The organism is Rhodococcus sp. B50 (assembly GCF_013602415.1).
Taxonomy (GTDB): Bacteria; Actinomycetota; Actinomycetes; order Mycobacteriales; family Mycobacteriaceae; genus Rhodococcus.
This window is the reverse complement of the sequence record NZ_WPAG02000002.1, coordinates 2,131,061-2,157,775: the sequence shown is the minus strand read 5'-3', so window position 1 is coordinate 2,157,775 and position 26,715 is coordinate 2,131,061. Positions and strand designations below refer to the sequence as shown.

Below are 26,715 nucleotides of genomic sequence, written 5' to 3'. Positions count from 1 at the left end.
TGTCTGGGAAAGGTCAGTCGGCAGTGTCAGTCGGCATAGCCGGGCGCGATGCGGTCGAGCAGGCGCAGCATCGCGGCCCACGCGAGGTCGGCGCCCGGATCGACGAAGTCGTCGCCGGTGTCGGTGCCGGTGAGCTGGCGTGCGCTGCGTTCGCACACCTCAGGCGGGGGCAGAACGAGTGGGCCGGTCGCGGCAGCCGTCACCTGGATCTCGCATGCCCGGTTCAGATAGAACATGCGCAGGAACGCCTGGGCGGGAGTGCTTCCCACGGTCAGGAGCCCGTGGTTGCGGAGGATCATGACCGGCTTGTCGCCGAGGTCGGTGACGAGCCGGGTCTGTTCGTCGAGGCTCAGCGCGACACCCTCGTAGTCGTGGTAGGCGACGCGGTCGTAGAACTCCATCGACATCTGGTTCACGGGCAGCAGACCGTCGGTGGTCGCCGCGACCGCGCAGCCCGCCCGGGTGTGGGTGTGCAGGACGCAGTGCGCGTCGGGGCGGGCCGCATGGATCGCGCCGTGGATGACGAAACCGGCCGGATTGACCAGGGCGCCGGTGTCGCCGACGGGCATGCCGTGCGGGTCGACCACGACGAGATTCGAGGCGGTGATCTCCTCGAACAGCAGGCCGTAGGGGTTGATGAGGAACCGCGGTTCCGGTCCCGGTAGCCGCAATGAGATGTGCGTGAAGATCAGGTCGGTCATCCCGAAGTGCGCGACGAGCCGGTACACGGCGGCCAGCTCGCGGCGCAGCCTCAGTTCCTCGGTGGCGACGACGGTGTCGGTCACAGGTCGAGCACCGCCTTCGTGATCGGCCGGGACACGCACGGGAAGAAACACTTTCCTTCGGCGCGTTCGGTGTCGTCGAGGATGTTGTCGCGGTGGTCGATCTCGCCGGACAGCACCACGACCTCGCAGCTGCCGCAGGTGCCCTCGCGGCACGACCACATGACATCCGCGCCGGAGCGTTCCAGAGCGTCGAGGACGGATTCGTCCTCCGCGACCTCCACGACCGGACCGTCGGCGCCGAGCTGCACCGAACATGCGGACGACTCCGATGCGGATGCCACCGGGGGCTCCGCGGGTGCGGGCGAGAACGACTCGATGCGCAACGCCTCGGCCGGAAGAAGTGCCGTCAGTTCGGTGAGCATGCGTTCCGGGCCGCACGAGTACACGAGCGTCCCCGAGTCGAGATCTGCGCACAACACCTTCAGGTCGAGACGTTCACCCTCGGCGGAGGGGTGGAGGTGCACGGGCACACCGGTCGCGGCGAGACGTTCGACGAACCGCGCAGGAACGTGACCCGAATACGCGTAGTGCACCGCCACATTCGCACTGCGCGCGGCGGTGGCCTCGATCATCGGCAGCAGCGGGGTGATCCCGATTCCGCCGGCGACGAAGACGTAGGCCGGTGCGTCCTCGAGCGGGAAATGCTGACGCGGACCCTGCACACGCAGGATGTCGCCGGGCCGAAGTGTCGAGTGCACGTAGGCGGAACCACCGCGGGAGTCGGCGGCGAGTCGCACCGCGACGGTCCAGCTGCGCAGGTCGGCCGGATCCCCGCACAGCGAGTACTGGCGGGTGAGGCCCTGCGACAGTTCCATGTCGACATGAGCGCCCGGCTCCCAGGCCGGCATCGGCTCACCGGACGGGTCGGCGAGGGTCACCGACAGGATTCCCTCGGCCTCCCAGGTGATCCCGGTGACGCGCGCCGAGCGGGTGCGGGGTGTGCGGTCGATCGAGCTCTCGAGCAGCGCGGTCATCGGTAGCCTGCCTTTCGTGCAACGCGGTCCTGGAACAACGCGGTGATCTGATCCCAGTGCGAGACGAGGTTCGTCGAGTCGGAGCCGGGGGAGTTGCGGCCGATCTGCAGGCGGTGCAGCATCGGCATGTCCTGCTCGTTGACGTGCCACAGCACCTCGCACAGCTGCGAGCGGGTCTCGGCGAAATCGTCACCGGCAGCGGAGGAGTCGACGAAGATCGCCATGTGCTCGACCGTGCGGTCGGGAGCCTCGGGGTGGTAGCCGATGACCTGGAACCAGTCGGCCTCGAGGAACACCAGTGCGTTGGGGAAGAGGCAGAAGATGTCCTGGCGTTCGAGACGGTCCTCGGGGACGTCGCCGAGCCACGGCAGCGTCTTGGCCGTCTTCTCGGCCTTGCCCGCCGCGCCGCGCGGATAGCTGCCGCCGATGACATCGGGGTGCAGCGCGACGTCGTCGACGTCGAGGGAGGCGGTGACCGGGCCGACCTGCGGGTGCACGAATGGAAGGTGGTAGAAGTCGAGGAAGTTCTCCACGACCAGCTTCCAATTCGCGTCGACCTCGAACTTCTTCTCCCCGGCCAGGTGCAGGCGGGTGAAGTCGATGTGCGACCAACGCTCGAGCAGCGGGGAGAGGTGTATGGCGAAGCTGTCGGCGCAGGCCTGCGGATCGGTGTCGGTCGCCGACAGGTCGACGAAGATCATGCCGGCCCACGTGTGGCTCGCGACCAGCAGCAGGCTCAGACGCTCGGCGACCTCGGGATCGATCTTCGAACGGCGCTCGCGGGTGTAATAGGGTGCGGCCGCCAGTGTTCCGTCGAGCTTGAACGACCAGCAGTGGTAGGCACACTGGATGCGCCCCTGCACGACCAGCGGTTCCTCGGTCAGCGCCATGCCGCGGTGCCGGCACGAGTTGTGGAAGACGCGGATCTGCCCGTCTTCACCGTGCACGAGCAGCAGCGGCTTGCCGCCGATGGTGACGGGATGCACCGCGCCCGGCTCGGCGACCCAGTGGGCGTAGCCGGCCCACACCCAGCCCGACGAGAAGATGCTCTTCTGTTCGTGGTCGAACTCCTCGATACCGGTGTAGGCGCGGGCGGGGACGAGGGCGCGACCGGAAGGGAGGTCGGACAGCGGGCCGTCGATCACGACGTTGCCGGTCGAGGTGGTGGTCCGCTCCGGCAGGGGGAACTGCAGGGTGCTCATCGTGACGCTCCTGGGGTCGTGAGGGTGGAAGTACGAGTGGTGGCCTCGGCGAAGCAGGCGACGGCCCGGTCGCGCAGCGTGAGGGCGTCGCCCCACCGGTCGGACAACTCGACGCCGTCGCGGTCGGTGATGGCGTAGGGAGTGGTACCGAGTTCGGTGCAGAACATGACGGGCTCGTCGCTGCCGTCGCGGGCGCGGCGGTCGAGGATCGCGGTGAACGCGCGGGTCCACCAGCCGGTGAACAGCTCCTCCCACTCGCGGTGCTGTGGGAAGCCGAGCGGGATCTGGACCTGGCAGCGGGTCGCGACCCGGCCCTGGACGGATTCGGCACGGGCGAACAAGGCCTCGATGTGCGCGTCGATCTCGGGGGTGGGCGTCGTCGGGATCTCGCTGCCGGCCACGTAGTGCGACAGATCGATGGCCAGGTTCACGGCGGGGTCGATGTCCTGGAGCAGCCGTGTGGTGCGGCGCATGTCGTCGGTGAGGGTGTTGCGGTGTGTCTCGAGCTGCATCGCGACACCCGCCGCCGCTGCGGTGGTGAACCAACGGTGCACGGTGTCGACCACGACGGTGTCGTCCGGGTCGAAGACGCAGCCGCACACGACCATCCGGTCGGCGCCGATCGTGTCGGCGTAGCGCAGGGCCGCGTCGAGGTCGGTGTCGTCGCGGAGGAAGGCGAAGACCGCCGACCGCAGGTCGCGCTCGCGGAGCAGCGGGGCCAGGACGCCGGCCTCGGGCTTGCCGCGGGCGCCGAGATCGACTGCGACACCGTCGAAGTGCTCGTCGGCGAGGCGGTCGAGCTGCTCGGACAAGGTCCACGGGGTGCCGCGCCACGGCAGATCCTCCATGGCCCACAGGGACTGGAACATCTCGAGTCGGATGCTCATGCGATCACCTCGTGCGGGTTCGTGACGGAATGCGACGGAGCTCCGGTGCGGTACCACTCGACGACGTTGGTGGCCTGCATGCGGATGTACTCGCGGGCCGTGCGGTCGGACAGGTACGCCACGTGCGGGGTCAGCAGGACGTTCGGGTGCTCGGCGAGCCGGTCGCCGGGCAGCGGTGGTTCGACGTCGAGCACGTCGAGGGCGGCGCCGGCCAGGTGGCCGGAGTCGAGCGCGTCGGCGAGGGCGTCGGAGTCGACGATGCCGCCGCGCGAGACGTTGATCAGCCATGATCCGGGTCGCATCGTCGCGAGCAGGTCGGCATCGAACAGCTTCTCGGTGGAGTCGTCGAGGGGTAGGTGGATGGAGACGACGTCGGACTGGGCGACGACGTCGGCGAGGGAGGCGGAGGTGACGCCCGCCGGCAGGTCGCGGCCGGCCCGGTCGTAACCGAGGATCGCGCCGACGGAGCCGGCTGCGAGCGCCGCGACCTCGCTGCCGATGCGGCCGACCCCGACGAGCCCGAACGTGACGTCGGCGAGGCGACGGGGCGCGTAGGTGGGGCGGTCGAGCCAGCCGCGAGGTCCCGACAAGGCGAAGAAGTCGAGCCGTCGCACGGCTGCGAGGGCCAGGGCCCAGGTATGGGTGGCGACCTCCGTGGAGGCGACATCCCCGACCGTGGCCACCCAGACGTCGCGGGCGTTGGCTGCGTCGATGTCGACGGAGTCGTAGCCACGCGAGAGCATCGAGACGATGCCCAGCCGGGGGAGGCGGTCGAGGAGCTCGGCGTCGACGGGGGCGTAGCCGACGAGCAGCGCGGACGCGTCCGCCGCGGCGGCGGCGATCGTGTCGGGGTCGCGGGTCTCGAGCACACGGACCTCGAAGCCTTCGGCCTCCAGCAGGGCGATGCCCTCGCTGGGGTCGAGGTCGTCGAGATCGGTGTAGACCGCGATCGGGGATGCCATGAGGATGCTCCGTTCGGGTCGATCAGTGAATGTGGGACAAGAACTCGCGGGTGCGTTCGTGCTCCGGGGCGGTGAAGAACTGCTCGGGTGGAGCCTGCTCGACGATGACACCGCTGTCGAACAGGGCGACCTCGTCGGCGACGCGACGGGCGAACCGGGTCTCGTGGGTGACCACGATCATCGTCATGCCCTGCTGGGCAAGGTCTTCCATCACGGATAAGACCTCGTTGACGAGTTCGGGGTCGAGAGCCGAGGTGGGTTCGTCGAACAGCATCACTGCCGGGTCGAGGACCAGGGCCCGGGCGATCGCGACGCGCTGCTGCTGGCCACCCGACAGCTCCGACGGATAGTGGCGCATGCGCTGGGACATGCCCACCCGGTCGAGCATCCGCTCGGCCCGGTGCAGGGCCTCGTCCTTCGGAACCCCGTGCACCTCGGTGAGACCGAGCGTGACGTTGCGGAGCACATCGAGATGCGCGAAGAGGTTGAACTTCTGGAAGACCATGCCGATGTTGGTACGTTCGCGGGCGAGCTTGCGCTCGGGGAGTGGGACCGTTCGTCCGTCCCGGCCCGTCTCGACCCCGATTTCCTTGCCGTTCAGCAGGATCGAACCGCCGTCGACGGGCTCGAGCAGCGACATCAGGCGCAGGATCGTGGACTTGCCGGAACCGGATGGACCCAGCACGGCCTTGACCTGTCCGGATTCGATCGCGAAATCGACGCCCTTGAGGATCTCGTTGCTGCCGTAGGTCTTCCGGAGACCGATCGTCTCGAGCAGTGCGGTGCCGGTCATGTTGTCACCGTCTCCTTCTTCGTGCCGGCCGTCGGGGCTGTGGTGATCCCGGACGAGACCCATCGGTAGCGGCGTTCGATCAGCGTCTGCACACCCATCAGCGCGGTGACGATGACGAGGTAGTAGACGAGTGCGGCGCTGTAGTACTCGGCGTAGCGGAAGGTGTTCGACACCCCGACCTGCGCCGTGGTGAGCAGCTCACGCAGGGAGATGACCGAGGCGAGGGAGGTGTACTTGAGCAACGCGATGAACTCGTTGCCCATCGGCGGCAGCGCGACCTTGATCGCCTGCGGCAGAACGACCTTCAGCATCACCTTGTGCGGAGGCAGGCCGATGGCGCGGGCCGCGAGGCGTTGACCGTCGTCCACACTCAGCAGCGCCGAGCGCAGGATCTCCGCCATGTACGCGGCCTCGACCACCGCGAATCCGATGAAGGCCGCGAGGAAGGGGCTGAACCAGTTCTCCCGCAGCGCGGGGAACAACTGCGGACCGGCGTTCCAGATGATCAGGAGCACCAGCAGCGTCGGGATGGCGCGGAAGAACCACACGTAGGCGCCACCGACGGTGCGGGCGAGGCGATTGTCGCTGATGCGCAGCAGGGCGACACCGAAGCCGATCAGGGTGGCGAAGAGCATCGATGCAGCCGCGAGCGCGATCGACAGCCAGGCCCCCTTGAAGAACGCCGAGGACGTCAGCGCGGAGAGGAAGATCTCGAAGTCGAAGGTCATGGCATCAACCCGTCACGACGCGGGCGGGATCGAGACCGTACTCGACGGCGATCTCCTGCAGGGTCCCGTTCTCGACGAGTGTCTCGATCCCTTCGGCGACAGCCGGACTCAGCGGCGAATCCTTCTTGGTGAACACACCGAACTTCGTGTCGACGGGGAAGACGTCCGGCACCGCGACGAGGGCACCGCCGGACTTGGAGACCATCTCGACGACGGCGACGTCGGTCTCGATGAGGGCGTCGGCCTTGCCGTTGGTCACGGCTGCGACCGTCTCGGCGGTCTTGGGGTAGGCCTGGACGGTGATACCGGGCAGGCCGGCGGCCTCGAGTTCCTCAGACAGGGCGCGGATGGTCAATTCGTTGCTACCACCACCCTGCACTGCGACCGTCTTGCCCGACAGGTCTTCGGAGCTGGTGATCGAGGTATCGCCACTCCGGACGAGCAGGCCCGGGCCCGTCTCGAGGAATGCGGCGGCGTCGGCGACCTCGAGGCGCTCGGGGCTCATGTACAGCGCGGTCCACAGGACGTCGCAGCGACCGGCCTGCAGGCCGGGCATGAGGCCGTCGAACGACGTGATCTGCCACTTCGCCTCGACCTCCCACAGGTCGGCGAGAGCGCGGGCGCCGTCGGACGTGAATCCGATCGGGGTGCTGGTGTCGCCTTCGGCGTAGTACTCCATCGGGGGGTACTCGGGGTCGGTGCAGAAGGTGACCTCACCGGCACGGGCCAGACCGGCAGGGGTGGCGCCGTCCGCCTCGGTGCCGGCGGATCCGCCTCCGCATGCGCTGACGAGCAGGGCGAGGCCGGTGCCGGCTGCGAGAAGTCCTACTTTTCTCATCGTTCGATCTCCTGAGGGTGCGAGGGATGTAGAGCAACGAGATCGGCGCTGGTCTGTGCTCGTTCGGTTGGTTCGGAACATATGCGGTGGGATATGTTCTGACCAAACCGAAAACGAAGCAATCAACGTCACTCGTTGATTTTCGGGAAACATTTGGTGTCCGAGTGGTCGCCAGAAAGCTCGCAGATGCGGAGGTAATTCATGATAAGTAAAGTGATGTTGGTCCGGATTTCGTTTGTAAACATCACATGACCACGCCCGTAACATTTGCCGTTTCCGACCTGGATGCCCGAATCGTCGAGGAACTCCGCCTCGACGGACGCATCGGCCGGAACGAACTCGCAGAGAAACTCGGGGTGTCCCGGCCCACCGTCTCCAAGAGGCTCAACGCCCTGCTCGAGAGCGGCCGCGTCAACGTCGTGGGCATCGTCCACCCCTCGACCATCGGACTCGACGCCCTCGGGCACGTCGCCGTCGCGGTCGACAAACCGGTGCGGCAGGTCGCGGCGCGGATCGCCGAACTGCACGACGTTCCCTACGTCTCGCTCACCAGCGGCCGGTATCCGCTCATCGTCGAGATCCGCACGTCGGGCGCAGCGCGACTCGCGTCGTCCCTCGAACGCATCCGCAGCATCGACGGTGTGCAGGAGACGAACACGCTCGTCTATACGGATCTGATCGTCGACATCGGCCGTCCCGACAAGGTGCCCGTCACGCGTCTCGACCCCCTCGACGTCCGCCTGCTCGGTGTGCTGCAGGACGACGGGCGCGCGTCGTACACCGAACTGGCCGAGGCGGCCGGAACGTCGCCGGGCACCGCGCGTATCCGCGTGAAACGCCTGATCGACGACGGTGTGCTCCGCATCGGCGCTCTGACCGGAGGGCAGCACGAGACGGAGGTCGCGGTGGGTTTCGGTGTCCGTGCGAGCGGCCGCATCTCGGATCTGGCGACGGTGATCAAGGGCTTCCCGGGTGTGAACTTCCTCGCGAGCACCATCGGTCGGTTCGATCTGTTGGGTACCGTTCATGCCACGCGACTGGAGGACGTCGTGTCGTCGCTCGACACCATCCGCGCCCTGCGCTCCGTTCTCGAACTCGAGAGCTGGGTCCACTTCCGCACCGTCAAGGAGCGGTACAACAACGTCCCGGTGCTCTCGACCATCCAGGAGGAAACCCCGTGACCGTCGAACTTCCTTATGCCGCAATACCCGTGCGCGGTCGTGTGGACTCCGAGGCATCGGAGGTCGCGGTCACGGCCCTGCTGCTCGCCGGCGTCGTGACCGGCGGCACGGTGATGGTGCGCGACCCGCTGGGGCTGGATGCAAGCGTCGTGCCCGGGCTGCGAGCGGACGTCGCGCGCACGGGTGCCTACGTCGTCGCCTCCGCAGACGGACTGACCGCGACGACCCGCTCCACCGCGGGCGAGCTCCCGCAGTTCGACGCGACCGTGCCGATGGACGTGCTGCCCCTCTATGCCGTCGCGGCGACCCGCGCGGCCGACGAGTGTGTGCTGGCGGCATCCGACGGCTCGGCCGCGGAGTGGACTCCGCTGCTGGTGCAGCTCGGTCTGGGCGTGTGCGTCGAAGGTGAGTCGATCGTGGTGTCGCCGGGTCTGGGGGAGCCGGCCGGGGTGGTCGACCACGACGGGGACGTGCGGGTCGCGCTGACGGCACTGCTGGTCGCGCTGCTGCAGCCGGGGGTGCAGGTCGTGGATACGACTCCGCTCGATGCCTTCCCCGGCTTCCTCGATCGGTGGTCGGCCCTGCTGGAAGCCGACGAGTATCTGCTACCGGGCAGCGCATTGCTGCCGTCGGACTACGTTCGGTCCTGAACTTCGACGGACATCGATTTGTGTGGGATGAGCCCCGCTCAGCGGGGCTCATCCCACACAAATCGTATGGCTGCTCTACTGGAGGGAACTACCGAGAGCAGAGGAGGACCCGATGAGCGACACGAAGCCGAGCACCGTCTCCCCGGAGTGGTTGTACGAGCAGTTGGGCGACGAAGACCTCGTCATCGTCGACGCCACCGTGCACCTGAGCATGCCGCCGGACGGGTCCGTGCACGTCGAACCCGGGTTGGCGACCTATCTGGAGGAACACATCCCCGGTGCGGTCTACGCCGACCTGTTCACGGACTTCTCCGATCATCAAGCGCCGCAACCGTTCACCGCGGCGACGTCGGAGCGCTTCGCGACAGCCGCGGGCGCGGTCGGTATCGGCGAAGGTCGCCGGGTCGTGCTGTACGACCAGAAGAACGGCATCTGGGCCGCGCGACTGTGGTGGCAGCTGCGGCTCGAAGGTTTCGACGACGCCGCCGTGCTCGACGGCGGGCTGCCTGCCTGGAAGGCCGCCGGCTATCCGGTCTCGGACGAGCAGGTGGTGCCGCACGGCGCGACCTTCACCTCGCGGCATCGCCCGGAGTTGGTGCGGTCGACGGAGGAGATCGCGGCGTCGCTCGACGACCCGACCACGCTGATCATCAACGCCCTGGATCCCGCGACCTACCGCGGTGAGAGCCCGTCCTATCCCCGTCGCGGGCACATCCCGGGCAGCATCAATATTCCCTTCGACGACCTCGTCGACCCGTCGACCGGGCGCTTGAAGCCGGCGACGGAACTGCGGGAGATCTTCGACCAAGCGGGTGCCCTGAACCCGGACGTCACGCCCGTGACCTACTGCGGCGGCGGTATCGCTGCCTCCGGCCTCGCGCACGCGCTTGCAGCGGCAGGCAGGTCGGACGTTGCGGTGTACGACGGTTCGCTCAATGCGTGGACCGCCGACGAGTCGCTGCCGCTCGTGGAGGGCCCCGACCCCCGCTGACGTTTGAATCTTTGGTGTTCTCGACGTCGCATAGTGCTGTCGAGAACACCAAAGTCAGCTTCACCGTTGCACCAGTTAGCGCAAACATGATCTAATTGCTGCCACAAGCGAAAGGCGGCGACGATGATCGCATTTCTGAACTCGACGGCGTTCACCGCCCTCGGTACGCCCACCACCTGGGCCGAGGTGTTCGGCTTCGTCAGCGGTGCATGGTGCGTGTATTTGGTGGGGCGGCAGTCGATCCTCAACTGGCCGATCGGGATCGTCAACAACCTCGTGTGGATCCTGCTCTTCGCGACCGCCGGACTCTACGCCGACTCCGGACTGCAGGTCGTGTACATCGCCCTCGCCGTGTGGGGGTGGAGCAACTGGGTGCGGGGCAGGGGAGGAGGCGTCCTGCCGGTGACGGGCACGAGCGCGACCGAATGGAGTGTGCTTGCGGTCGTCGGTGTCGCTGCGGTGATCGGGTTGACGGCGCTGCTCGAGGTGGCGACGAACTCGACCGTCGCGTTCTGGGACGCGACCACCACCGTGCTTTCGTTGCTTGCGACCTGGGGGCAGGCGAAGAAGCGGTGGGAGTCGTGGCTTCTGTGGATCGCGGCCGACCTGATCTACATCCCGCTCTACCTGCACAAGGGTCTGACGCTGACCGCGCTGCTGTACGCAGGTTTCCTGCTCCTGTGCATCCGGGGTCTGCTCGCATGGCGACGTTCGATGGCGGCGGAGCGGGAACTGCTGGAGGTGCGCTGATGTACCGGCACGCACTCGTCATCGGAAAGTTCTACCCACCCCATGTCGGTCATCATCACCTCGTCCGACAGGCCGCGACGATCGCCGAACGCGTGACGGTCGTCGTCATGGCATCGGCGGCGGAGACGATTCCGCTGGGTGACCGCGTGTCGTGGATGCGAGAATCGCACGCCGCCGACGCGGCGGTCACCGTGACGGGAATACCGTGCGACGCGCCGATGGACCTCGAATCGGACACCGTATGGACCGCGCAGGTCGCCTGCATGAAAGCGGCCGCGCGTACCGTCACCGAAATTCCGGTCGACGCGGTGGTCTCGAGCGAGAAGTACGGCGACGAACTCGCTCGACGCTTCTCGGCCACGCACGTGTGCGTCGACCCGCTGCGTGTCGCGTATCCCGCCTCCGGCACGGCCTGCCGCAATGATCTCGCGGGACGCTGGGATGATCTCGACGCACCCGCCCGGGCCGGCCTCGCGACCCGCATCGTCGTCCTCGGTTCCGAATCCACGGGTACCACCACCGTCAGCCGTGAACTGGTACGCCGGTACCGGAAGCGGGGAGGAGTCTGGGAACGAACCCGCTGGGTGCCGGAATACGGACGACAGGTCACCTACGACAAGCTCGGCGCGGGATCGATGGACGACATCGTCTGGACCGGAGACGATTTCGAGAATATCGCCGTCGAACAGACACGACGCGAGGAACGTGCAGCACGGGAGGGGGCACCTCTGCTCGTCTGCGACACCGACGCGTTCGCAACCACCGTCTGGGAGCGCCGCTACCTCGGCAGCAGCGAACGGGCGTGGCGCGGCGTCCGCGACCGGCGAGCGCTGTACCTGCTCACCGACCACAACGGTGTTCCGTTCGTGCAGGACGGCATCCGGGACGGCGAGCACATTCGAGCGCAGATGACGGAGTGGTTCGTCGACGCTCTCACCGCCACGGGACGCTCCTGGGTTCTGCTCACCGGCAGTCTCGACCAGCGGGTGAACCTGGCGGAACGGGTGGCGGACCAGGCATTGCGACTGGGCTCGCAGTTCGGCGCGCCGCTGTAGAGATCGGATTCGTCTTTCCCCCTCTCACGTTATACCGGATCCTCGGCCCTCATGAGGATCGGAAATTGGGTCCATACTCGCCCACACAGCATCGAACCAGCAGGTGGGGAGCCGGAATGGGCTACGTACAGAATTTTCGGGAGATCGACCGCACGGCGGTGCCGGTCGTGGGTGGCAAGGGAGCGAGTCTGGGGGAGTTGTGGCGCATCGACGACGTCGACGTGCCGGACGGGTTCTGCGTGACGACGGACGCCTACCGAACGGTGCTCTCCGAGTTACCGCGCGTCGAGGACCTGCTCGAGCGACTCTCGAAGGCCGAACCCGACGACATCGCAGCGCTGAGCGCGCAGATCCGTACGGAGATCGAGGAGTGCACGATCTCCGGCGACATCGCGGAGGAGGTCGCCGTGCGGGTCCGCGAACTCGGGGAGGACGTGCCCGTCGCGGTGCGCTCGAGCGCGACCGCCGAGGATCTACCGGCGGCTTCCTTTGCAGGGCAACAGGACAGCTACTTGAACGTCGTCGGTACCGCAGAGGTGCTCCGGCACATCCGCACGTGCTGGGCCTCGCTGTTCACCGAGCGCGCCGTCGCCTACCGGATCAGCAACGGCTTCGACCACCGGAAGGTGCACATGGCGGTGGTCGTGCAGCGGATGGTGTCCGCGCAGGCCTCGGGTGTGCTGTTCACCGCCGATCCCGTCACTTCGGACCGCACGGTGTCCCGGGTGGATGCGGTCGCCGGGCTCGGTGACGACCTGGTGTCGGGCCGGGTGAACGCCGACGCGTATGCGGTGCGTGCCGGCGAGGTCGTGGACCGGACGCAACGGCAGAAGACACCGGTGCTGACCGACGCGCAACTCGCCGAACTCGTACAGCTGGGCAGACGTATCGAAGCGCACTTCGGGCGTCCCCAGGACATCGAATGGTGCCTCGCCGACAGGGTTTTCCACATCGTGCAGAGCCGACCGATCACCACACTGTTCCCCGTCCCGGAGTCCGGCGACGACGAGAACCGCGTGTACGTCTCCGTCGGTCACCAGCAGATGATGACCGATCCGATGAAACCGCTGGGAATCTCGATGTGGCAGTTGACCAGCCGCGCGCCCATGCGCCACGCGGGCGGACGGTTGTTCGTCGACATCACGGCCATGTTGGCCTCACCCACCCAAGGGCCGGGCATCGTCGGGATGATCGGTAGGTCCGACCCACTCTTCGGTGACGCGCTGCAGACGGTGCTCGATCGGGGATTCGTTCCGACAAGACCGGATGACCCTGCCGCTGCGCGGGTCGGTCTGCCGCCTGCCCCGGACGAGATCGACCCGGCCGTCGTCCCCGAACTCGTGGCGCAGAGCGAGGCCGCAATCGCCGAGTCCGCGCGTCTCATCGAGAACGAAACCGGTTCGGCACTGCTGGATTTCATCCGCGCCGACATCCGCAACCTGCAGCATTCGTTGTTCGGTAAGGAGGTCGGAGAGGTGCTCGCCACCGGTATGCAGGCCGCCGAACGGCTCAACGAGCTGGGGCAGGAATGGCTGGGGGAGAAGAACCTTGCGGACGTCGTCTCCCGATCCGTTCCCTACAATGTGACCTCGGAGATGGGGCTGGCGCTGCTGGACGTCGCCGATGCGGTTCGTCGTCATCCCGATGTCGTGACGTTCCTGCGGCAGGTCGACGAGGAGGGCTTCGACGACGCACGTTTCCTCGACGAACTCGGCGCACATGAGGGCGGGTCGGAGGTGCGAGCAGCGCTCGAGGACTTCCTCGGCAAGTACGGCAGGCGATGCGTCGCCGAAATCGACATCACCCGGCCGCGGTGGGCCGAACGCCCCACCGTGCTGGTGCCGACGATCGTGAGCAATCTGGACAACTTCGGGCCCGGCGCGGCGAAACAGCGGTTCGACGACGGTCGGCGGCAGGCCGAGGAGAAGAAGCGCGAACTCCTCGAACGCGTGCGGGCTTTGCCCGACGGGAAGCGGAAGGCCCGCGAGATCGAGAGACTCGTCCACCGCATCCGGGCCTTCGCGGGCTATCGGGAGTACCCGAAATACGGCATGGTCGGCCGTTACCTCCTCTACAAGCAGGCCCTCCTGCGGGTGGCCGAACATCTCGTGCACGCGGGAGTGATCGACGAGAAGGAGGACATTTTCTTCCTGCGGTTCGAGGAACTCGAGGACGTGGTCCGCGAGCCACGACCGGTCGGCGACCTCGTCACCGAGCGGAAGGGGGAGTTCGCATCGTTCGGCAGTCTCACTCCGCCGCGGGTGCTGCTGTCGACAGGGGAGACGATCACCGGCGCGTACAGCCGCGAGGGTCTCCCCGACGGGGCGCTGCCCGGCATCGCGGTGTCCACCGGTGTCGTGGAAGGACGCGCCCGCGTGGTCGCCGACATGGACCGAGCGGACTTCGAACCGGGTGACATCCTGGTCACCGCGTTCACCGACCCGAGTTGGACCCCGGCGTTCGTCACCGTCAGCGCACTGGTGACCGAAGTCGGCGGCGTGATGACCCATGGCGCGGTGATCGCGCGCGAGTACGGGCTGCCGGCCGTAGTGGGCGTCGAGGACGCCACCCGCATCATCCGCGACGGGCAACGCATCCGCGTGCACGGCACCGAAGGGTACGTCGAGATCCTGTCCTGACCGGTGCCTCGGCAGCGCGACGTGTGAGGATTGGCGTCGTCGCACAGCGGAGGAGGACGTACGTGAAGAGCGTCGAGGCGGCGGAGAGCAGGACGTTGCCGGTCTACGAGGCCGGTGAGATCGACGTGCCCTTCGTCATCGCGGGCATGGACGAACTCGTTTCCCGCGAGACCCGCTTCGAGGCGCATTCGCATCCGACGCACGAGTTGCTGTGGAACGACCGGGGCGCGTCCAGCGCGACCATCGGCTCGCGCACATGGACCATCACCCCGACCATGGGACTGTGGATTCCGGCGGGCCTGCTGCACTGGGGTGTCATGCCCGCCGGAACTTGGTACCGCACAGCGCACTTCGAGATCGACTCGGCTCCGTCGTTGTCCGACGGCCCGGTCGCGGTGGAGATGACGCCCCTGCTGCGACTGCTGCTCGACCGGCTGGCGGACGAACATCTCGGCGACGAGTCGCGGTCGTTGACCGAGCGCATGGTGATCGACGTGCTCGCACCCGCCGAGAACGAACTGATGGTGCAGGTGCCGTCTTCGCCGGTCGTGCGGGCCATCGTCGAGGCGATCGCCGAGGATCCCAGCGATCCGCGGACGCTCTCGGACTGGGCGGCCGAGTTGGGGGTGAGTACCCGCACCATCACCCGCACGTTCCGGTCGGAGACCGGCCTGAGTCTCGGGCGGTGGGTCGCGGCGGTGCGCGCTCAGCGAGCGGTGATGCTGCTCGGTCACGGCACGGATGTCGACGAGGTCGCCGAACAGGTGGGCTACAGGTCGGCCAGCGCGTTCGGAGCGGCCTTCCGCAGGGTCACCGGCACGACACCGGGAATGTTCCGCGTGGGCTGATGTCCCGATCGCTACAGGGGGTGTCCCGATCGAGCGATTGCGCCGGATTCGGACGAACATTACGGTTTAGGCAAACCTCGCCTAACTGCCGCCGGTGGTAAGGCCGAGGGCCCTACCCCGTACGAGAGTGAGTTCTGCCTCCATGCGTTCGAAGCGCTTTCTGACGATCGCCGCCGCATCCGTCGCGGTCGCCCTCGGTCTCACCGCCTGTGGATCCGACTCCTCGGAGACCACCGACTCCGGCACCGCCGGTTCGGGTGAGTACCCCATCACCATCGAGCACGCGCTCGGCACCGTCACCCTCGACGCGAAGCCCGAGCGCGTCGCCACGGTCAACTGGGCCAACCACGAGGTGCCGCTGGCCCTCGGGGTGGTGCCGGTAGGTATGGCAGCCGCCAACTTCGGCGACGACGACGGCAACGGCATGCTGCCGTGGGTCGAGGAGCGTCTCGAGGAACTCGGCGCCGAGACCCCCGTGCTGTTCGACGAGACCGACGGCATCGACTTCGAGGCCGTGTCCGACACGAACCCCGACGTCATCCTCGCCGCCTACTCCGGTCTGACGCAGGAGGACTACGACACCCTCAGCGAGATCGCTCCGGTCGTCGCCTACCCCGAAGCGCCCTGGGCCACCTCGTGGCGCGACATGATCGAGCTCAACAGCGCCGGCCTGGGCATGGCCGAGGAGGGCACGGAACTCGTCGCGAGCCTCGAGCAGGAGATCGCCGACGCGGCCGCCGCCCATCCCGAACTCGAGGGCAAGGCGACGATGTTCCTCACTCACGTCGACACCGCCGACCTGAGCCAGGTCAGCTTCTACACCGCCAACGACACCCGCGCTGCATTCTTCGAGGATCTCGGACTGTCCACCCCGAAGAGCGTTGCGGACGCCTCCACCGACGACGCGTTCTCGAAGAAGGTCAGCGCCGAGCAGGTGGACGTCTTCGACGACGTGCAGATCATCGTCACCTACGGTGACCAGGAACTCGTCGACGCGCTCGAGGCCGACCCGTTGCTGTCGCAGATGCCCGCAGTCCGCAACGGCTCCATCGTCTTCCTCGACGGCTCCGGCCCGCTCGGCACCGCAGCGAATCCGACGCCGCTGGCCATCTCCTGGGTCCTCTCCGACTACGTCGAGCTGCTCGCCGACGCAGCCGGCAAGACCGGCGCGGAGTGACCGCACTACACCCGCAGTCGACGCCGAGTGTCCCCGAACAGGGACGCTCGGCGATCGGCAATTCCGTCTGGCTTCTGGTTCTGCTCGGTGTTCTCGTTCTGCTCGTGATCGCATCCGTGACGATCGGTTCGCGCAACGTCGACTGGGCCGACATCGTCGCGGCCCTCGGGGGAGCGACCGACAACATCGGTCAGGGCGCGATCGCCAAACGCATCCCGCGCACGGTGCTCGCGCTGCTGGTCGGAGCCGCGCTCGGTCTCGCGGGTGCCGTGATGCAGGGGGTGACGCGTAATCCCTTGGCGGACCCGGGCATTCTCGGCGTAAACATGGGTGCCTCGCTCGCCGTGGTGATCGGCATGGCCTGGTTCGGATTATGGACGCAGACCTCGATGATCTGGGTCGCGATCGTCGGTGCCGCGGCGGCCGCGGTGTTCGTCTACGTGATCGGATCGCTCGGGCGCGGGGGAGCGACACCCCTCAAACTCGCCCTCGCCGGTGCCGCCACGTCAGCAGCGCTCGCGTCGTTCGTCACTGCCGTCATCCTGCCGCGCGGTGACATCGCCGGCAGCGTGCGGTCGTGGCAGATCGGTGGTGTGGGTGGAGCGAACTTCGATGCCATCTCGCAGGCCTTGCCGTTCTTCGTCGTCGGCTTCGTCATCTGCCTGCTGTCGGCGCGCAGCCTCAACTCCCTCGCGCTCGGCGACGACATGGCCGCCGGACTCGGGGAACGCGTCGCTCTCGCCCGCGGCATTGCCGCGCTCGGCGCTGTGCTCCTGTGCGGGGCGGCGACCGCCATCGCCGGTCCCATCGCGTTCGTCGGCCTCGTCGTGCCGCACCTGTGCCGGTTGCTCATCGGTATCGACAACCGGTGGCTGCTGCCCTTCTCCGCACTCGTCGGGGCGGGACTGCTGACCGCCGCCGACGTCGTGGGCCGCATCGTGGCGCGACCCGCCGAAATCGACGTCGGCATCATCACCGCGCTCATCGGGGCGCCCTTCTTCGTGTACATCGTCCGACGGCAGAAACTGCGCGAACTGTGACCGCCACACTCGAGACCACCGACACCGGCATCGACGAACTCGCCGCGAACCGGGTACGACGCGGGCGACGTCGTCGTCTCGTCATCGCCGCGCTCGCGACCCTCGTGGCCGCAGCCTTCGTGGCGAGCCTGATGTTCGGCCGGACCTTCTATCCGCCCGCGGATGTGCTGCGCGTCGTCCTCGGACAGGACGTGGTCGGGGCGACCTTCACCGTCGGCCGCCTGAGACTTCCCCGCGCGGTCCTCGCGGTGGTCGCCGGCATCTGCTTCGGCCTCGGCGGCATCACCTTCCAGACGATGCTCCGCAACCCCCTCGCGAGCCCCGACATCATCGGCATCAGCTCCGGGGCGAGCGCCGCGGCGGCCTTCGCGATCATCGTGCTCGGCCTCGGTGGTACCGGAGTGTCGGTCTTCGCGATCGTCGCCGGTCTGGCCGTCGCCCTCCTGATCTACGGGCTGTCCTATCGCGGTGGGGTGGCGGGCACGCGCCTGATCCTCATCGGAATCGGCATCGCCGCGATGCTCGACAGCGTCACCTCCTATCTGCTGAGCACCGCGGCGACGTGGGACCTGCAGGAGACGATGCGCTGGCTCACCGGCAGTCTCAACGGTGCAACGTGGGGTGCGACGGTGCCCGTCGTCGTCGCGCTGGTGGTGCTCGGACCGGTTCTGCTCGTGCAGACACGCAATCTGTCGATGGTCCAGCTCGGTGACGACGCCGCCCAGGCACTGGGTGTGCGGGTCGAACGCACCCGTCTGTTCGCGATCGTCTCCGCGGTCGGACTCATCGCGTTCGCGACCGCCGCGGCCGGACCCATCGCGTTCGTCGCTTTCCTGTCCGGGCCGATCGCCGCCCGCATCGTGGGGCGGGGGACCTCGCTGTTCGTCCCGGCGGCGCTCGTCGGCGCACTGCTCGTGCTGGTCGCGGATTTCGTCGGCCAGTACGCCTTCGGCACGCGCTATCCGGTGGGCGTGGTGACGGGTGCGCTCGGCGCGCCCTATCTCGTCTACCTCATCATTCGTTCCAACCGCGCGGGAGGCTCGCTGTGACCGCAACGCACACCCTGATCGCCGAGAACCTCGAACTCGGTTACGGCAACCGCACCGTCGTCGAGAATCTCGACCTGACGGTGCCGCCGGGCCGGATCACGTGCATCGTGGGCGCCAACGCGTGCGGGAAATCGACGCTGCTGCGGTCGATGTCGCGTTTGCTGTCGCCGCGGGGCGGACACGTGTTGCTCGACGGCAAGGACGTCCACCGGTTGCCCGCCAAGAAACTCGCCCGCACCCTGGGTTTGCTGCCGCAGTCTCCGATCGCGCCGGAGGGCATCGTCGTCGCCGACCTCGTGGGCCGCGGCCGGCATCCGCACCAGCGGGTGCTTTCGCGCTGGAGTCGGGAGGACGACGCGGCGGTCGCCGACGCGCTCGCCGCCACCCACACCACCGAACTCGCCGAGCGTTCCGTGGACGAGTTGTCGGGCGGGCAGCGACAACGCGTGTGGATCGCGATGGTGCTCGCGCAGCAGACCGACCTGCTGCTGCTCGACGAACCCACCACCTTCCTCGACGTCAGCCACCAGGTGGAGGTCCTCGATCTGCTCACCGATCTCAACCGCGATCGCGGCACGACGATCGTGATGGTCCTGCACGACCTCAACCTCGCCGCGCGGTACGCCGACCATCTCGTCGCGATGGCCGGCGGCAGCATCTACGCGTCGGGGGATCCCTCGGAGGTGCTCACCGGTGAGACGGTGAGGGCGGTCTTCGGTCTGGACAGTCGCGTGATCTCCGACCCGGTCTCCGGCAAACCGCTCGTGCTGCCCGTGGGCCGGCACCACGTCATGTGACTGTCCATCCGCTACAAGAATGGTCATCCGCTACGGAAATTGCTGTAGCGGATAGCAAAATCGGTAGCGAATGCGCGGGAGAGGCCGGAGGGTTCGATCCTGTGTTCTCCAGGTGAACTCTGCTCGCCGCGCCGTCGTGTCCCTACAATCCGGGAATGGGGAACAGGTCGGTCACCAGTTACGACGTCGCTCGCCGCGCAGGAGTGTCGCAATCGACGGTCTCGCGCGCCCTTCGCGACGACCCGCGCGTCGTGGAGAAGACCCGCCTGCGCATCCGGGCTCTCGCGAAGGAGATGGGGTACGTCCCGCACGTCACCGCTCGCAGCCTCATCACGCGGAAGTCGTCGACCATCGGGATCGTCAGCGGCGACCTGCACAACCCGTCGTATCCGACGCTGGTGAACACCCTGCAGGACTGCTTCGCCCGCAACGACTACCGGGTCCTGCTCATGAGCGACCGCACCGAGGGATCCTTGGAGAAGGACATCCTCGCGTTGCGCGGGGGACTGGTCGACGGCGTCGTGTTCATCTCTTCGCGACTGGATTCACCGATGGTGTCGGAGATCATCGACTGGAAGATTCCCCTCGTCATCCTCAACCGCGACGTCGACGGCTGGTACGCGCACCGGGTGGATCGGGTGACCTCCGACAACATCGGTGGTGGCAGGCTCGTTGCCGACCATCTGGTCGATATGGGGCACACCCGCATCGCTCTGATCTCCGGTCCGTTGGACAACCCCAGCATCCGATTGCGTGAGAAGGGCTTCCGCGACCGGCTCGAGGAGTGCGGTGTGCCGCTCGACGAGACGTGTGTCCACCGCGGTGCGGTCGATGCGGCCACGGGTCTCGCCGGCGGGCTGACGCTGCTGACCGGACCGGATCGTCCCACGGCGGTGTTCTGCGCGACCGACTACATCGCCTACGGCACACTCGACGCCGCCAAGCGGCTCGATCTCGATGTGCCCGGCGAGGTCTCGGTGGTGGGATACAACGACCTGCAGCAGTCGAGCTGGTCGATCTTCGATCTGACGACCGTGCGCCAGCCGCTCGAGGATATGGCGGTGGCCGCCGCGGAGTTGCTGCTGGCGCGTATCGACGGGGACGAGGGACGGCCGGTGCACCGGAACTTCGACGTCGAATGGGTGCCGCGGGGGAGTGCGGCACCCTGTGCGGTGCCCTTTGCGTAGTCCGTCGCCGATCCTTAACGCGGGTAACAATCCCGTTACTCGTCGACACGCATCCGGCAACAACTCCTGAATACATTCGAAGTCACAGCGAGCCAGGCAGTGCGGCCGGATCGCTTCCTCGAATCTCCCCGCCTCTCAGGAGTGAGTGACATGGAAATCGGCGTCTTCATCCCCATCGGCAACAACGGCTGGCTCATCTCCAAGAGCGCCCCGCAGTACATGCCGTCGTTCGAACTCAACAAGACGGTCGTGCAGAAGGCGGAGAAGCACGGCCTCGACTTCGCACTCTCGATGATCAAGCTCAAGGGCTTCGGGGGCGAGACCGAGTTCTGGGACCACAACCTCGAATCCTTCACGCTCATGGCCGGCCTCGCGGCCGTCACCGAGAAGATCAAGCTGTTCGCCTCCACTCCGATCCTCACTCTGCCGCCGGCGATGGTCGCCCGGATGGCGTCGACGATCGACTCGATCGCTCCCGGCCGGTTCGGCGTCAACATCGTGACCGGTTGGGCGCCGAACGAATACACGCAGATGGGTCTGTGGCCCGGCGACGAGTACTTCGGTTACCGCTACGCGCAGGCCACCGAGTACGTGACGGTGATGAAGCAACTGTGGGCCGACGGCGTCAGCAACTTCAAGGGCGAGCACTACACGATGGACGAGTGCGTGCTCTCACCGAGCCCCACCGGCGGCGGAGTACCTATCGTCGCGGCCGGACAGTCCAAGAGCGGCATGAAGTTCGCATCCGAGATGGCCGACTTCAACTTCATCATGGGCACCGGGATCAACACCCCGACCGCCATCTCGGAATCCGTGGCGACACTCGTCGACGCGGCCGGTGAGACCGGCCGGGACGTCGGTGCGCTGACCCTGTTCATGATCATCGCCGACGAGACGGACGAAGCAGCACAGGCGAAATGGCAGGACTACCACGACAACGCCGACCTCGCTGCTCTCGGATACATGGCCGACCAGTCCGCCGCCGACGCCACCGCCGACGATGCCTCCACGGCGAAGACCATCTCGCTGCCCGAGGGCGCCGTGAACTTCAACATGGGCACCCTCGTCGGCTCCTACGAGACCGTGGCGAGGATGCTCGACGAGGTCGCCGAACTCGAGGGGATCAAGGGCATCATGCTCACCTTCGATGATTTCGTCGAGGGCATCGAGAACTTCGGCACCCGCATCCAGCCTCTGATGAAGAGCCGCAACACCATCCAGGCCGCCGCAGCCTGACACGAACGACGGGTGGGAGCGCGAGCGTCGAGCCGCGCTCCCACCCGTCATCCCATTTTCAGGAGGTTCCTCTTGACTTCGCGCACCCTCGACATCGCCATCGTTCAGGCCGGCGAACTGACCGAGGACCTCCTCGGTAACCTTGCCGGGCTCGCCGCCCTCGTGCGCGCGGCAGCCGCACCCGACGGCGACGGCACCACACCCGACCTGGTGGTCCTGCCCGAACTGATCACCACCCCCTACTTCTGCACCAGCCACGAGGTCGACCGCACGTCCTGGGCCGAGACGATCCCCGGCGACGCCACCGACCTGTTCGGCGCACTCGCGCGAGAACTCGGATGCGCCATCGCCTTCGGAGTCTTCGAACGTACCGCCCACGACGTCACCCACAACTCCGTCGTGATGATCGATGCCACCGGCGAGATCCTGAGCTGGCGCACCCCCGACGGTGGAACACTGCCCGCCTACAGGAAGCTGTCGCTGCCGGCGAGCAAGGTCGGCAACGTCGATATCGACGAGAAGTATCACTTCGCGCCCGGGCAGGCGCCCGCCACCGTCGACGCCTTCGGCACTCGCTTCGGCTGCGTCATCTGTTACGACCGCACGTTCCCCGAGAACTGGGCGGTCGCCCGCGCGCTCGGCGCCGAGGTGATGCTCGCGATCGTCTCGTCGCTCGGCACCCGCGAGGACCTCTTCCTCGCCGAACTGCAGACCCGCGCACTCGAATCGCAGATGTGGATCGTCGCGGCCAACCGCGCCGGCCCGGAGACCCTCAACAGCGTGACGGTCGACTACTTCGGTCTGTCGTGCGTGATCGCCCCCAACGGTGTGATCGTCGCCCAGGCTCCGGCCCATCGTGCGGGGGAAACGCTGCGCGTCATCCTCGACCTCGACGCCGTCCCCACGCAACGGGCCGCCTTCCCGCTGGCCCGGGACCGGCGCCCGGACGTACTGCGCCTGCTGGCCGATCTCACGGCAGGCACGGTGCGACCGGCTCCGCTGCCTCGGCCGGCCTCCGCGACGACGGAGGTGCTCCGATGACCACCACCGACTATCCCGACCTCACTGCCGCGTCCGTCACGACCGTCGACGACCTGCTCCCACAGGCCCGCGCCGACATGGAGCCGCTGCTCGAGGCGGGGCGACGCACACCCCTGGCCTCGGTGCCGGACTACCCGGTCTGCGAGCCCGCCCATTCCGTCGCGTTGCTGGCAGCGAGCCCCGTCCCTGCCTCGCCGATCGAAGTACCCGCCCACGCCGTCCGCACCGACGCGCCCGTGCACGAACTCGGCGTCCTCGATCTGCTCACCGCCTACCGGTCCGGCGCGACCACCCCCACCGACGTCCTCGCCGCGCTGCGGGCCCGATGGAGCGACCCGGTGCTGTCCGGAGGAGCTGTCCTCGCCGTGATCGACGGCGCCGACGACGCGGCCGCGGACTCGGACCGACGATGGAGCGACGGCACCGCGCGCCCGCTCGAGGGCATCTTCTTCGCCGTCAAGGACATCATCGACGTGGCCGGGGCACCGGTCACCGCCGGCTCGCGCACCACCGGCGACCGCATCGCGGCGACCGACGCGACCGTCGTTGCGCGCCTCCGCGCGGCCGGAGCGATCCCCGTTCTCATTACCGCCACCACCGAGTTCGCCTGCGGTGCACCGCACAACGCACGCTACGGTGCCGTGACCAACCCGTGGGACCGGAACCGGTGGACCGGTGGATCGTCGACCGGTTCGGCCGGCGCCCTCGCCGCGCGACTCGTCCCGCTCGCTCTCGGCACCGACACCGGTGGATCCATCCGGGTGCCCAGCGCCCTGTGCAATCTCACCGGCATCAAACCGACCTACGGTCTCGTGCCGCGCACCGGCGTCGCGTCGCTGTCGTGGACCCTCGACCACATCGGTCCCATGGCGCGGTCCGCGCCAGATCTACGGCTCGTACTGGAGGTGCTCGCCGGACCCGACGGCTACGACCCTGCCGCTGTCCCGGACGAGACAGCGCGGCAGGTGCGGGGCGCGCTCGCCGTCACGGGCACCGCTGCGGCACCGTCCCTGGGTGGTGTGCGCCTCGGCGTCCCCACCACCTGGTTCACCGAACTGTGCGACGCCGGCGTGCTCGCCGCCTGGGAGGCCGTCGTGGGCATCTTCCGCGACCTCGGCGCCGAGGTCGTGCCCGTCGACATCTCGGACGCCCACCGCCTCCACGACGACGTCACGATCGTCATGACCTGCGAGCTCGCCTCCAACCAGGAGGGCGCCCTCGAGAAGTTCGCGCTGTACGACATCGGCACCCAGGTACGGATCGCGCGCGGACTCGTACCGTCGGCCGTGGACTACCTGAGATCGGTGCGCCGGCGCACGCTCACCCAGCAGGAGACGATCCACGCCTTCGACACCGCGGGTATCGATGTGTTCGTCACGCCGGGTATCGGCGCCACAGCGGCGCGGTTGTCGGACGTGACGATGGAGATCGACGGGGTGCGGTACCCGATGCAATCGATCGTCGGCCGCAACACCGGCCTGTTCGACTATCTCGGCCTGCCCGCTGTCATGGCACCCGCGGGCTTCTCCGACGGGATGCCGGTCGGCGTCCAGTTGGTGGGACGGCCGTGGGCGGACGACACGTGCCTGCGCCTGGCGCAGGTGCTCCAATCCGTCACCGACGTCCACGACCGCCGTACCGACGGATAGCCGTGCCGATGGATAGCCCGGCCCCGCAGCGTCATCCGCACCCGTGGCGAGTGTTCTCGGCAACGAGCATCGGGGTCGTCGCGGTGTTCCTGAGCCTGAGCGGGCTGACCGTCGCACTGCCCACGGTCGCACGCGAACTCGATGCCTCCGGCGCCCAGTCGACGTGGATCCTGCTCGGCTACATGCTCGTCACGACCGCCCTGATCCTGGTGTTCGGCCGGCTCGCCGACATCATCGGGCGACGACCGCTCTACCTCGCGGGACTGATCACCTTCACCGCCGCGACCGGCCTGTGCATGCTGGCGCCGTCGGCCGGATGGCTCGTGGCGGCCCGAGTGCTCCAGGGCGCCGGGGCCGCCGCCATCGTCACGAACAACACGGCGCTGCTCACCGACACCTTCCCGCCGCACACCCTCGGTCGGGCACTGGGCTGGAACGCGACGGTCGCGGCCGTCGCGCAGGTGGTCGGACCGGTGATCGGCGGTGCCGCCACCGCAGTCTTCGGCTGGCGTGGATTGTTCGTCGTGGTGCTGCCGGTGGGGCTGCTCGCGATCGCCGTATCGATTGCGGTGATTCCGCGTAGTCCCTCCAGGGCGGTGACCCGGGAACCCTTCGATGTATCCGGTGCGGTGCTGTCCACCGCACTGCTCGCCGCCGTCGTTCTGGCCCTCACTCCGGGGTTCGGTGCGACGCCCTGGTTGCCTTGGGCCTGCGGCGCAGCGAGTTTCGTGCTTGCCGTGGCGTTCGTCGCGGTGCAGATCCGGCGGACCCATCCGCTCGTCGACCTGTCGTTGTTCCGCAACCGGGGTATCGCGCTCGTCCTCGCCGCGGTGCTCGTCAACGCGATCGCCACCTACGCGGTGACTCTGCTGGTGTCGCTGTACGGGCAGGCGGTGAGCGGAATCTCCGCGGTCGCCGCGGGTGCGCTGGTGATGCCGGTCGCGATCGGCACCGTGGTCGCGGCGGCAGCGGCAGGTTCCCTGATGTTGCGTTTCAGCCCCCGTACGCTCACTGCGACCGGCATGGGACTCAACGCCGTCGGTCTGCTCGGAGTGGCACTGCTGTTGTCGCCGGACGGCGGTTCGCTCGGGGCGACCGCACCCTTCCTGTTCGTACTCGGTTGCGGCACCGGACTGTTCATGACACCGAGCACGAGCGCGTTGATGCTCACGGCTCCCGCGGACCGTCGCGGCATCGCCAACGGGCTACGCTCGACCCTGCAGAACGTCGGCTACCTGCTCAGCACGGCGCTGGCGCTCGTCTTCGCCACTGCCGGCCTCAGTGCCGCTGCCCGCCAGGCCGCCTACGGCGGGACCCTCGGCACGCTGGGCAGCGCGGAGGTGGCGCAGTTCGTCGACAACGTGCGAGCGGTCGGCATCGCGCTCGCCGTCGTCGCCCTGCTCGGTGTCGGCGTGTGTCTCGCCTTTCCGCGCCGCAATCCGGCAGCGACCGTCCACACCCTCGAATCCGTCATCCCACTGAAGGAGTCCGCATGACCATCGCCGATCGTGCAGAACAGGCCGCCGACTACGCCCGCGCCGGTTTCGGGCAGGAACTGCAGCCCGGAACCCGTCCCGCGTTGATCGTCGTCGACCCCGCCCGCGCCTACATCGATCCCGACTGCCCGCTGTACGCGGGGGTGGAAGAGAACGTCGAGGCGATGCGCACCCTGCTCACCTCCGCGCGCGAAGCCCGAATCCCGGTGGTGATCACCGAGGTTCGCCTGCGTGCAGACGGTGCCGATGCCGGGGTGTTCTTCAAGAAGTCGGGCACCCTCGTCGCGTTCTGCGAAGGCAGTCCGTATGGGGAGTTGATCGAGGGTCTCGAACCGACGTGCGCGGAAATGCTGGTGACGAAGAAGTATCCGAGCGCGTTCTTCGGTACCACTCTCAATTCGCACCTCACGTCGCTCGAAGTGGACACCGTGCTCATCGCCGGGTTGTCCACCAGCGGTTGCGTACGCGCGACGACACTGGATGCGATGCAGCACGGCTTTGTTCCGATCGTCGTGGAAGAGGCTGTGGGAGATCGTGATCCGGCGATTCATTCGTCGAATCTGTTCGACATGCAGCAGAAGATGGCGGAGGTGTGGTCGCTCGGCCGGGCGCAGGAGTACCTGGAGACGATCTCCGCACGCAATTAACACGAATGAACCAAGGATGTCGCCGTACGCAACACGCTGCGGATACATTCGAAGTCATCTCCTTCCCCAGCCGGTCCCGCAACGACGCGGCCGCTTCTTCGGCACACTCCTCA

25 protein-coding genes are annotated in these 26,715 nt (G+C 67.6%); 17 read left to right on the top strand and 8 right to left on the bottom strand.

Annotated features, from left to right (window positions below):
* Positions 1-26: 26 nt before the first annotated feature.
* The 8 genes from GON09_RS10270 to GON09_RS10235 are packed head-to-tail and all read right to left on the bottom strand — an operon-like array spanning position 27 to position 7,169.
* The gene (locus GON09_RS10270; RefSeq protein ID WP_213931710.1) at positions 27-785 is read right to left on the bottom strand and encodes a class II aldolase/adducin family protein; all 759 of its coding nucleotides are present in this window, start codon (positions 783-785) and stop codon (positions 27-29) included.
* The gene (locus GON09_RS10265; protein ID WP_213931709.1) at positions 782-1,759 is read right to left on the bottom strand and encodes a PDR/VanB family oxidoreductase; all 978 of its coding nucleotides are present in this window, start codon (positions 1,757-1,759) and stop codon (positions 782-784) included. The genes GON09_RS10270 and GON09_RS10265 overlap by 4 nt, the downstream gene beginning before the upstream one ends.
* Positions 1,756-2,961, bottom strand: a complete 1,206-nt coding sequence (locus tag GON09_RS10260) for an aromatic ring-hydroxylating oxygenase subunit alpha (RefSeq protein WP_213931708.1) — start codon at positions 2,959-2,961, stop codon at positions 1,756-1,758. The genes GON09_RS10265 and GON09_RS10260 overlap by 4 nt, the downstream gene beginning before the upstream one ends.
* On the bottom strand, positions 2,958-3,848 hold the full coding sequence (locus tag GON09_RS10255; protein WP_213931707.1) for a sugar phosphate isomerase/epimerase family protein: 891 nt from the start codon (positions 3,846-3,848) through the stop codon (positions 2,958-2,960). The genes GON09_RS10260 and GON09_RS10255 overlap by 4 nt, the downstream gene beginning before the upstream one ends.
* A complete protein-coding gene (locus GON09_RS10250) occupies positions 3,845-4,810 on the bottom strand; it encodes a C-terminal binding protein (protein WP_213931706.1) in 966 nt (321 codons plus the stop codon). Before GON09_RS10250 ends, GON09_RS10255 begins: the two co-directional genes overlap by 4 nt.
* 22 nt (positions 4,811-4,832) lie before the next feature.
* Positions 4,833-5,603, bottom strand: a complete 771-nt coding sequence (locus GON09_RS10245) for an amino acid ABC transporter ATP-binding protein (protein WP_280521628.1) — start codon at positions 5,601-5,603, stop codon at positions 4,833-4,835.
* On the bottom strand, positions 5,600-6,331 hold the full coding sequence (locus GON09_RS10240) for an amino acid ABC transporter permease (RefSeq protein ID WP_213931705.1): 732 nt from the start codon (positions 6,329-6,331) through the stop codon (positions 5,600-5,602). Before GON09_RS10240 ends, GON09_RS10245 begins: the two co-directional genes overlap by 4 nt.
* A 4-nt stretch (positions 6,332-6,335) precedes the next feature.
* A complete protein-coding gene (locus GON09_RS10235) occupies positions 6,336-7,169 on the bottom strand; it encodes an ABC transporter substrate-binding protein (protein ID WP_213931704.1) in 834 nt (277 codons plus the stop codon).
* 248 nt (positions 7,170-7,417) lie between these two features.
* Here GON09_RS10235 and GON09_RS10230 point away from each other — a divergent pair, with 248 nt between their 5' ends.
* The 17 genes from GON09_RS10230 (at position 7,418) to GON09_RS10150 (ending at position 26,602) form a co-directional block, all read left to right on the top strand.
* Positions 7,418-8,350, top strand: coding sequence for an Lrp/AsnC family transcriptional regulator (locus tag GON09_RS10230; RefSeq protein ID WP_213931703.1), 933 nt, complete (start codon positions 7,418-7,420; stop codon positions 8,348-8,350).
* On the top strand, positions 8,347-9,000 hold the full coding sequence (locus tag GON09_RS10225) for a hypothetical protein (protein WP_213931702.1): 654 nt from the start codon (positions 8,347-8,349) through the stop codon (positions 8,998-9,000). The genes GON09_RS10230 and GON09_RS10225 overlap by 4 nt, the downstream gene beginning before the upstream one ends.
* Positions 9,001-9,112: 112 nt before the next feature.
* Positions 9,113-9,991 (top strand): sulfurtransferase, encoded by an 879-nt coding sequence (locus GON09_RS10220; RefSeq protein ID WP_213931701.1) that lies wholly within the window; start codon positions 9,113-9,115, stop codon positions 9,989-9,991.
* Positions 9,992-10,114: 123 nt separating this feature from the next.
* Entirely contained in the window at positions 10,115-10,741 is a 627-nt protein-coding gene (gene pnuC / locus GON09_RS10215) for a nicotinamide riboside transporter PnuC (RefSeq protein WP_213931700.1), read from the top strand.
* Positions 10,741-11,796, top strand: coding sequence for an AAA family ATPase (locus GON09_RS10210; protein ID WP_213931699.1), 1,056 nt, complete (start codon positions 10,741-10,743; stop codon positions 11,794-11,796). The genes pnuC and GON09_RS10210 overlap by 1 nt, the downstream gene beginning before the upstream one ends.
* A 116-nt stretch (positions 11,797-11,912) precedes the next feature.
* Positions 11,913-14,435: a phosphoenolpyruvate synthase gene (locus GON09_RS10205; protein ID WP_213931698.1), complete on the top strand. Its 2,523-nt coding sequence runs from the start codon at positions 11,913-11,915 to the stop codon at positions 14,433-14,435.
* Positions 14,436-14,497: 62 nt separating this feature from the next.
* Entirely contained in the window at positions 14,498-15,283 is a 786-nt protein-coding gene (locus GON09_RS10200; protein ID WP_213931697.1) for an AraC family transcriptional regulator, read from the top strand.
* A 142-nt stretch (positions 15,284-15,425) separates the two neighbouring features.
* Positions 15,426-16,460, top strand: a complete 1,035-nt coding sequence (locus GON09_RS10195; protein ID WP_213934387.1) for an iron-siderophore ABC transporter substrate-binding protein — start codon at positions 15,426-15,428, stop codon at positions 16,458-16,460.
* Positions 16,457-17,500 carry a FecCD family ABC transporter permease gene (locus GON09_RS10190; protein WP_213931696.1) on the top strand — a complete coding sequence of 348 codons (1,044 nt, stop codon included), beginning with the start codon at positions 16,457-16,459 and terminating at the stop codon, positions 17,498-17,500. The genes GON09_RS10195 and GON09_RS10190 overlap by 4 nt, the downstream gene beginning before the upstream one ends.
* Positions 17,497-18,549 (top strand): FecCD family ABC transporter permease, encoded by a 1,053-nt coding sequence (locus tag GON09_RS10185; RefSeq protein ID WP_374195304.1) that lies wholly within the window; start codon positions 17,497-17,499, stop codon positions 18,547-18,549. Before GON09_RS10190 ends, GON09_RS10185 begins: the two co-directional genes overlap by 4 nt.
* Positions 18,546-19,346 carry an ABC transporter ATP-binding protein gene (locus tag GON09_RS10180; RefSeq protein WP_213931695.1) on the top strand — a complete coding sequence of 267 codons (801 nt, stop codon included), beginning with the start codon at positions 18,546-18,548 and terminating at the stop codon, positions 19,344-19,346. Before GON09_RS10185 ends, GON09_RS10180 begins: the two co-directional genes overlap by 4 nt.
* A 155-nt stretch (positions 19,347-19,501) precedes the next feature.
* Complete coding sequence (locus tag GON09_RS10175) at positions 19,502-20,533, top strand: LacI family DNA-binding transcriptional regulator (protein ID WP_213931694.1); 1,032 nt, start codon at positions 19,502-19,504, stop codon at positions 20,531-20,533.
* A gap of 150 nt (positions 20,534-20,683) precedes the next feature.
* Positions 20,684-21,769 (top strand): pyrimidine utilization protein A, encoded by a 1,086-nt coding sequence (rutA, locus tag GON09_RS10170; RefSeq protein ID WP_213931693.1) that lies wholly within the window; start codon positions 20,684-20,686, stop codon positions 21,767-21,769.
* A 72-nt stretch (positions 21,770-21,841) separates the two neighbouring features.
* Positions 21,842-22,810 (top strand): carbon-nitrogen hydrolase family protein, encoded by a 969-nt coding sequence (locus GON09_RS10165; protein WP_213931692.1) that lies wholly within the window; start codon positions 21,842-21,844, stop codon positions 22,808-22,810.
* Positions 22,807-24,459, top strand: coding sequence for an amidase (locus tag GON09_RS10160; protein ID WP_213931691.1), 1,653 nt, complete (start codon positions 22,807-22,809; stop codon positions 24,457-24,459). Before GON09_RS10165 ends, GON09_RS10160 begins: the two co-directional genes overlap by 4 nt.
* 8 nt (positions 24,460-24,467) lie before the next feature.
* The gene (locus GON09_RS10155) at positions 24,468-25,955 is read left to right on the top strand and encodes an MFS transporter (RefSeq protein WP_213931690.1); all 1,488 of its coding nucleotides are present in this window, start codon (positions 24,468-24,470) and stop codon (positions 25,953-25,955) included.
* The gene (locus GON09_RS10150; RefSeq protein ID WP_213931689.1) at positions 25,952-26,602 is read left to right on the top strand and encodes an isochorismatase family protein; all 651 of its coding nucleotides are present in this window, start codon (positions 25,952-25,954) and stop codon (positions 26,600-26,602) included. The genes GON09_RS10155 and GON09_RS10150 overlap by 4 nt, the downstream gene beginning before the upstream one ends.
* The last annotated feature ends 113 nt before the right edge of the window (positions 26,603-26,715 follow it).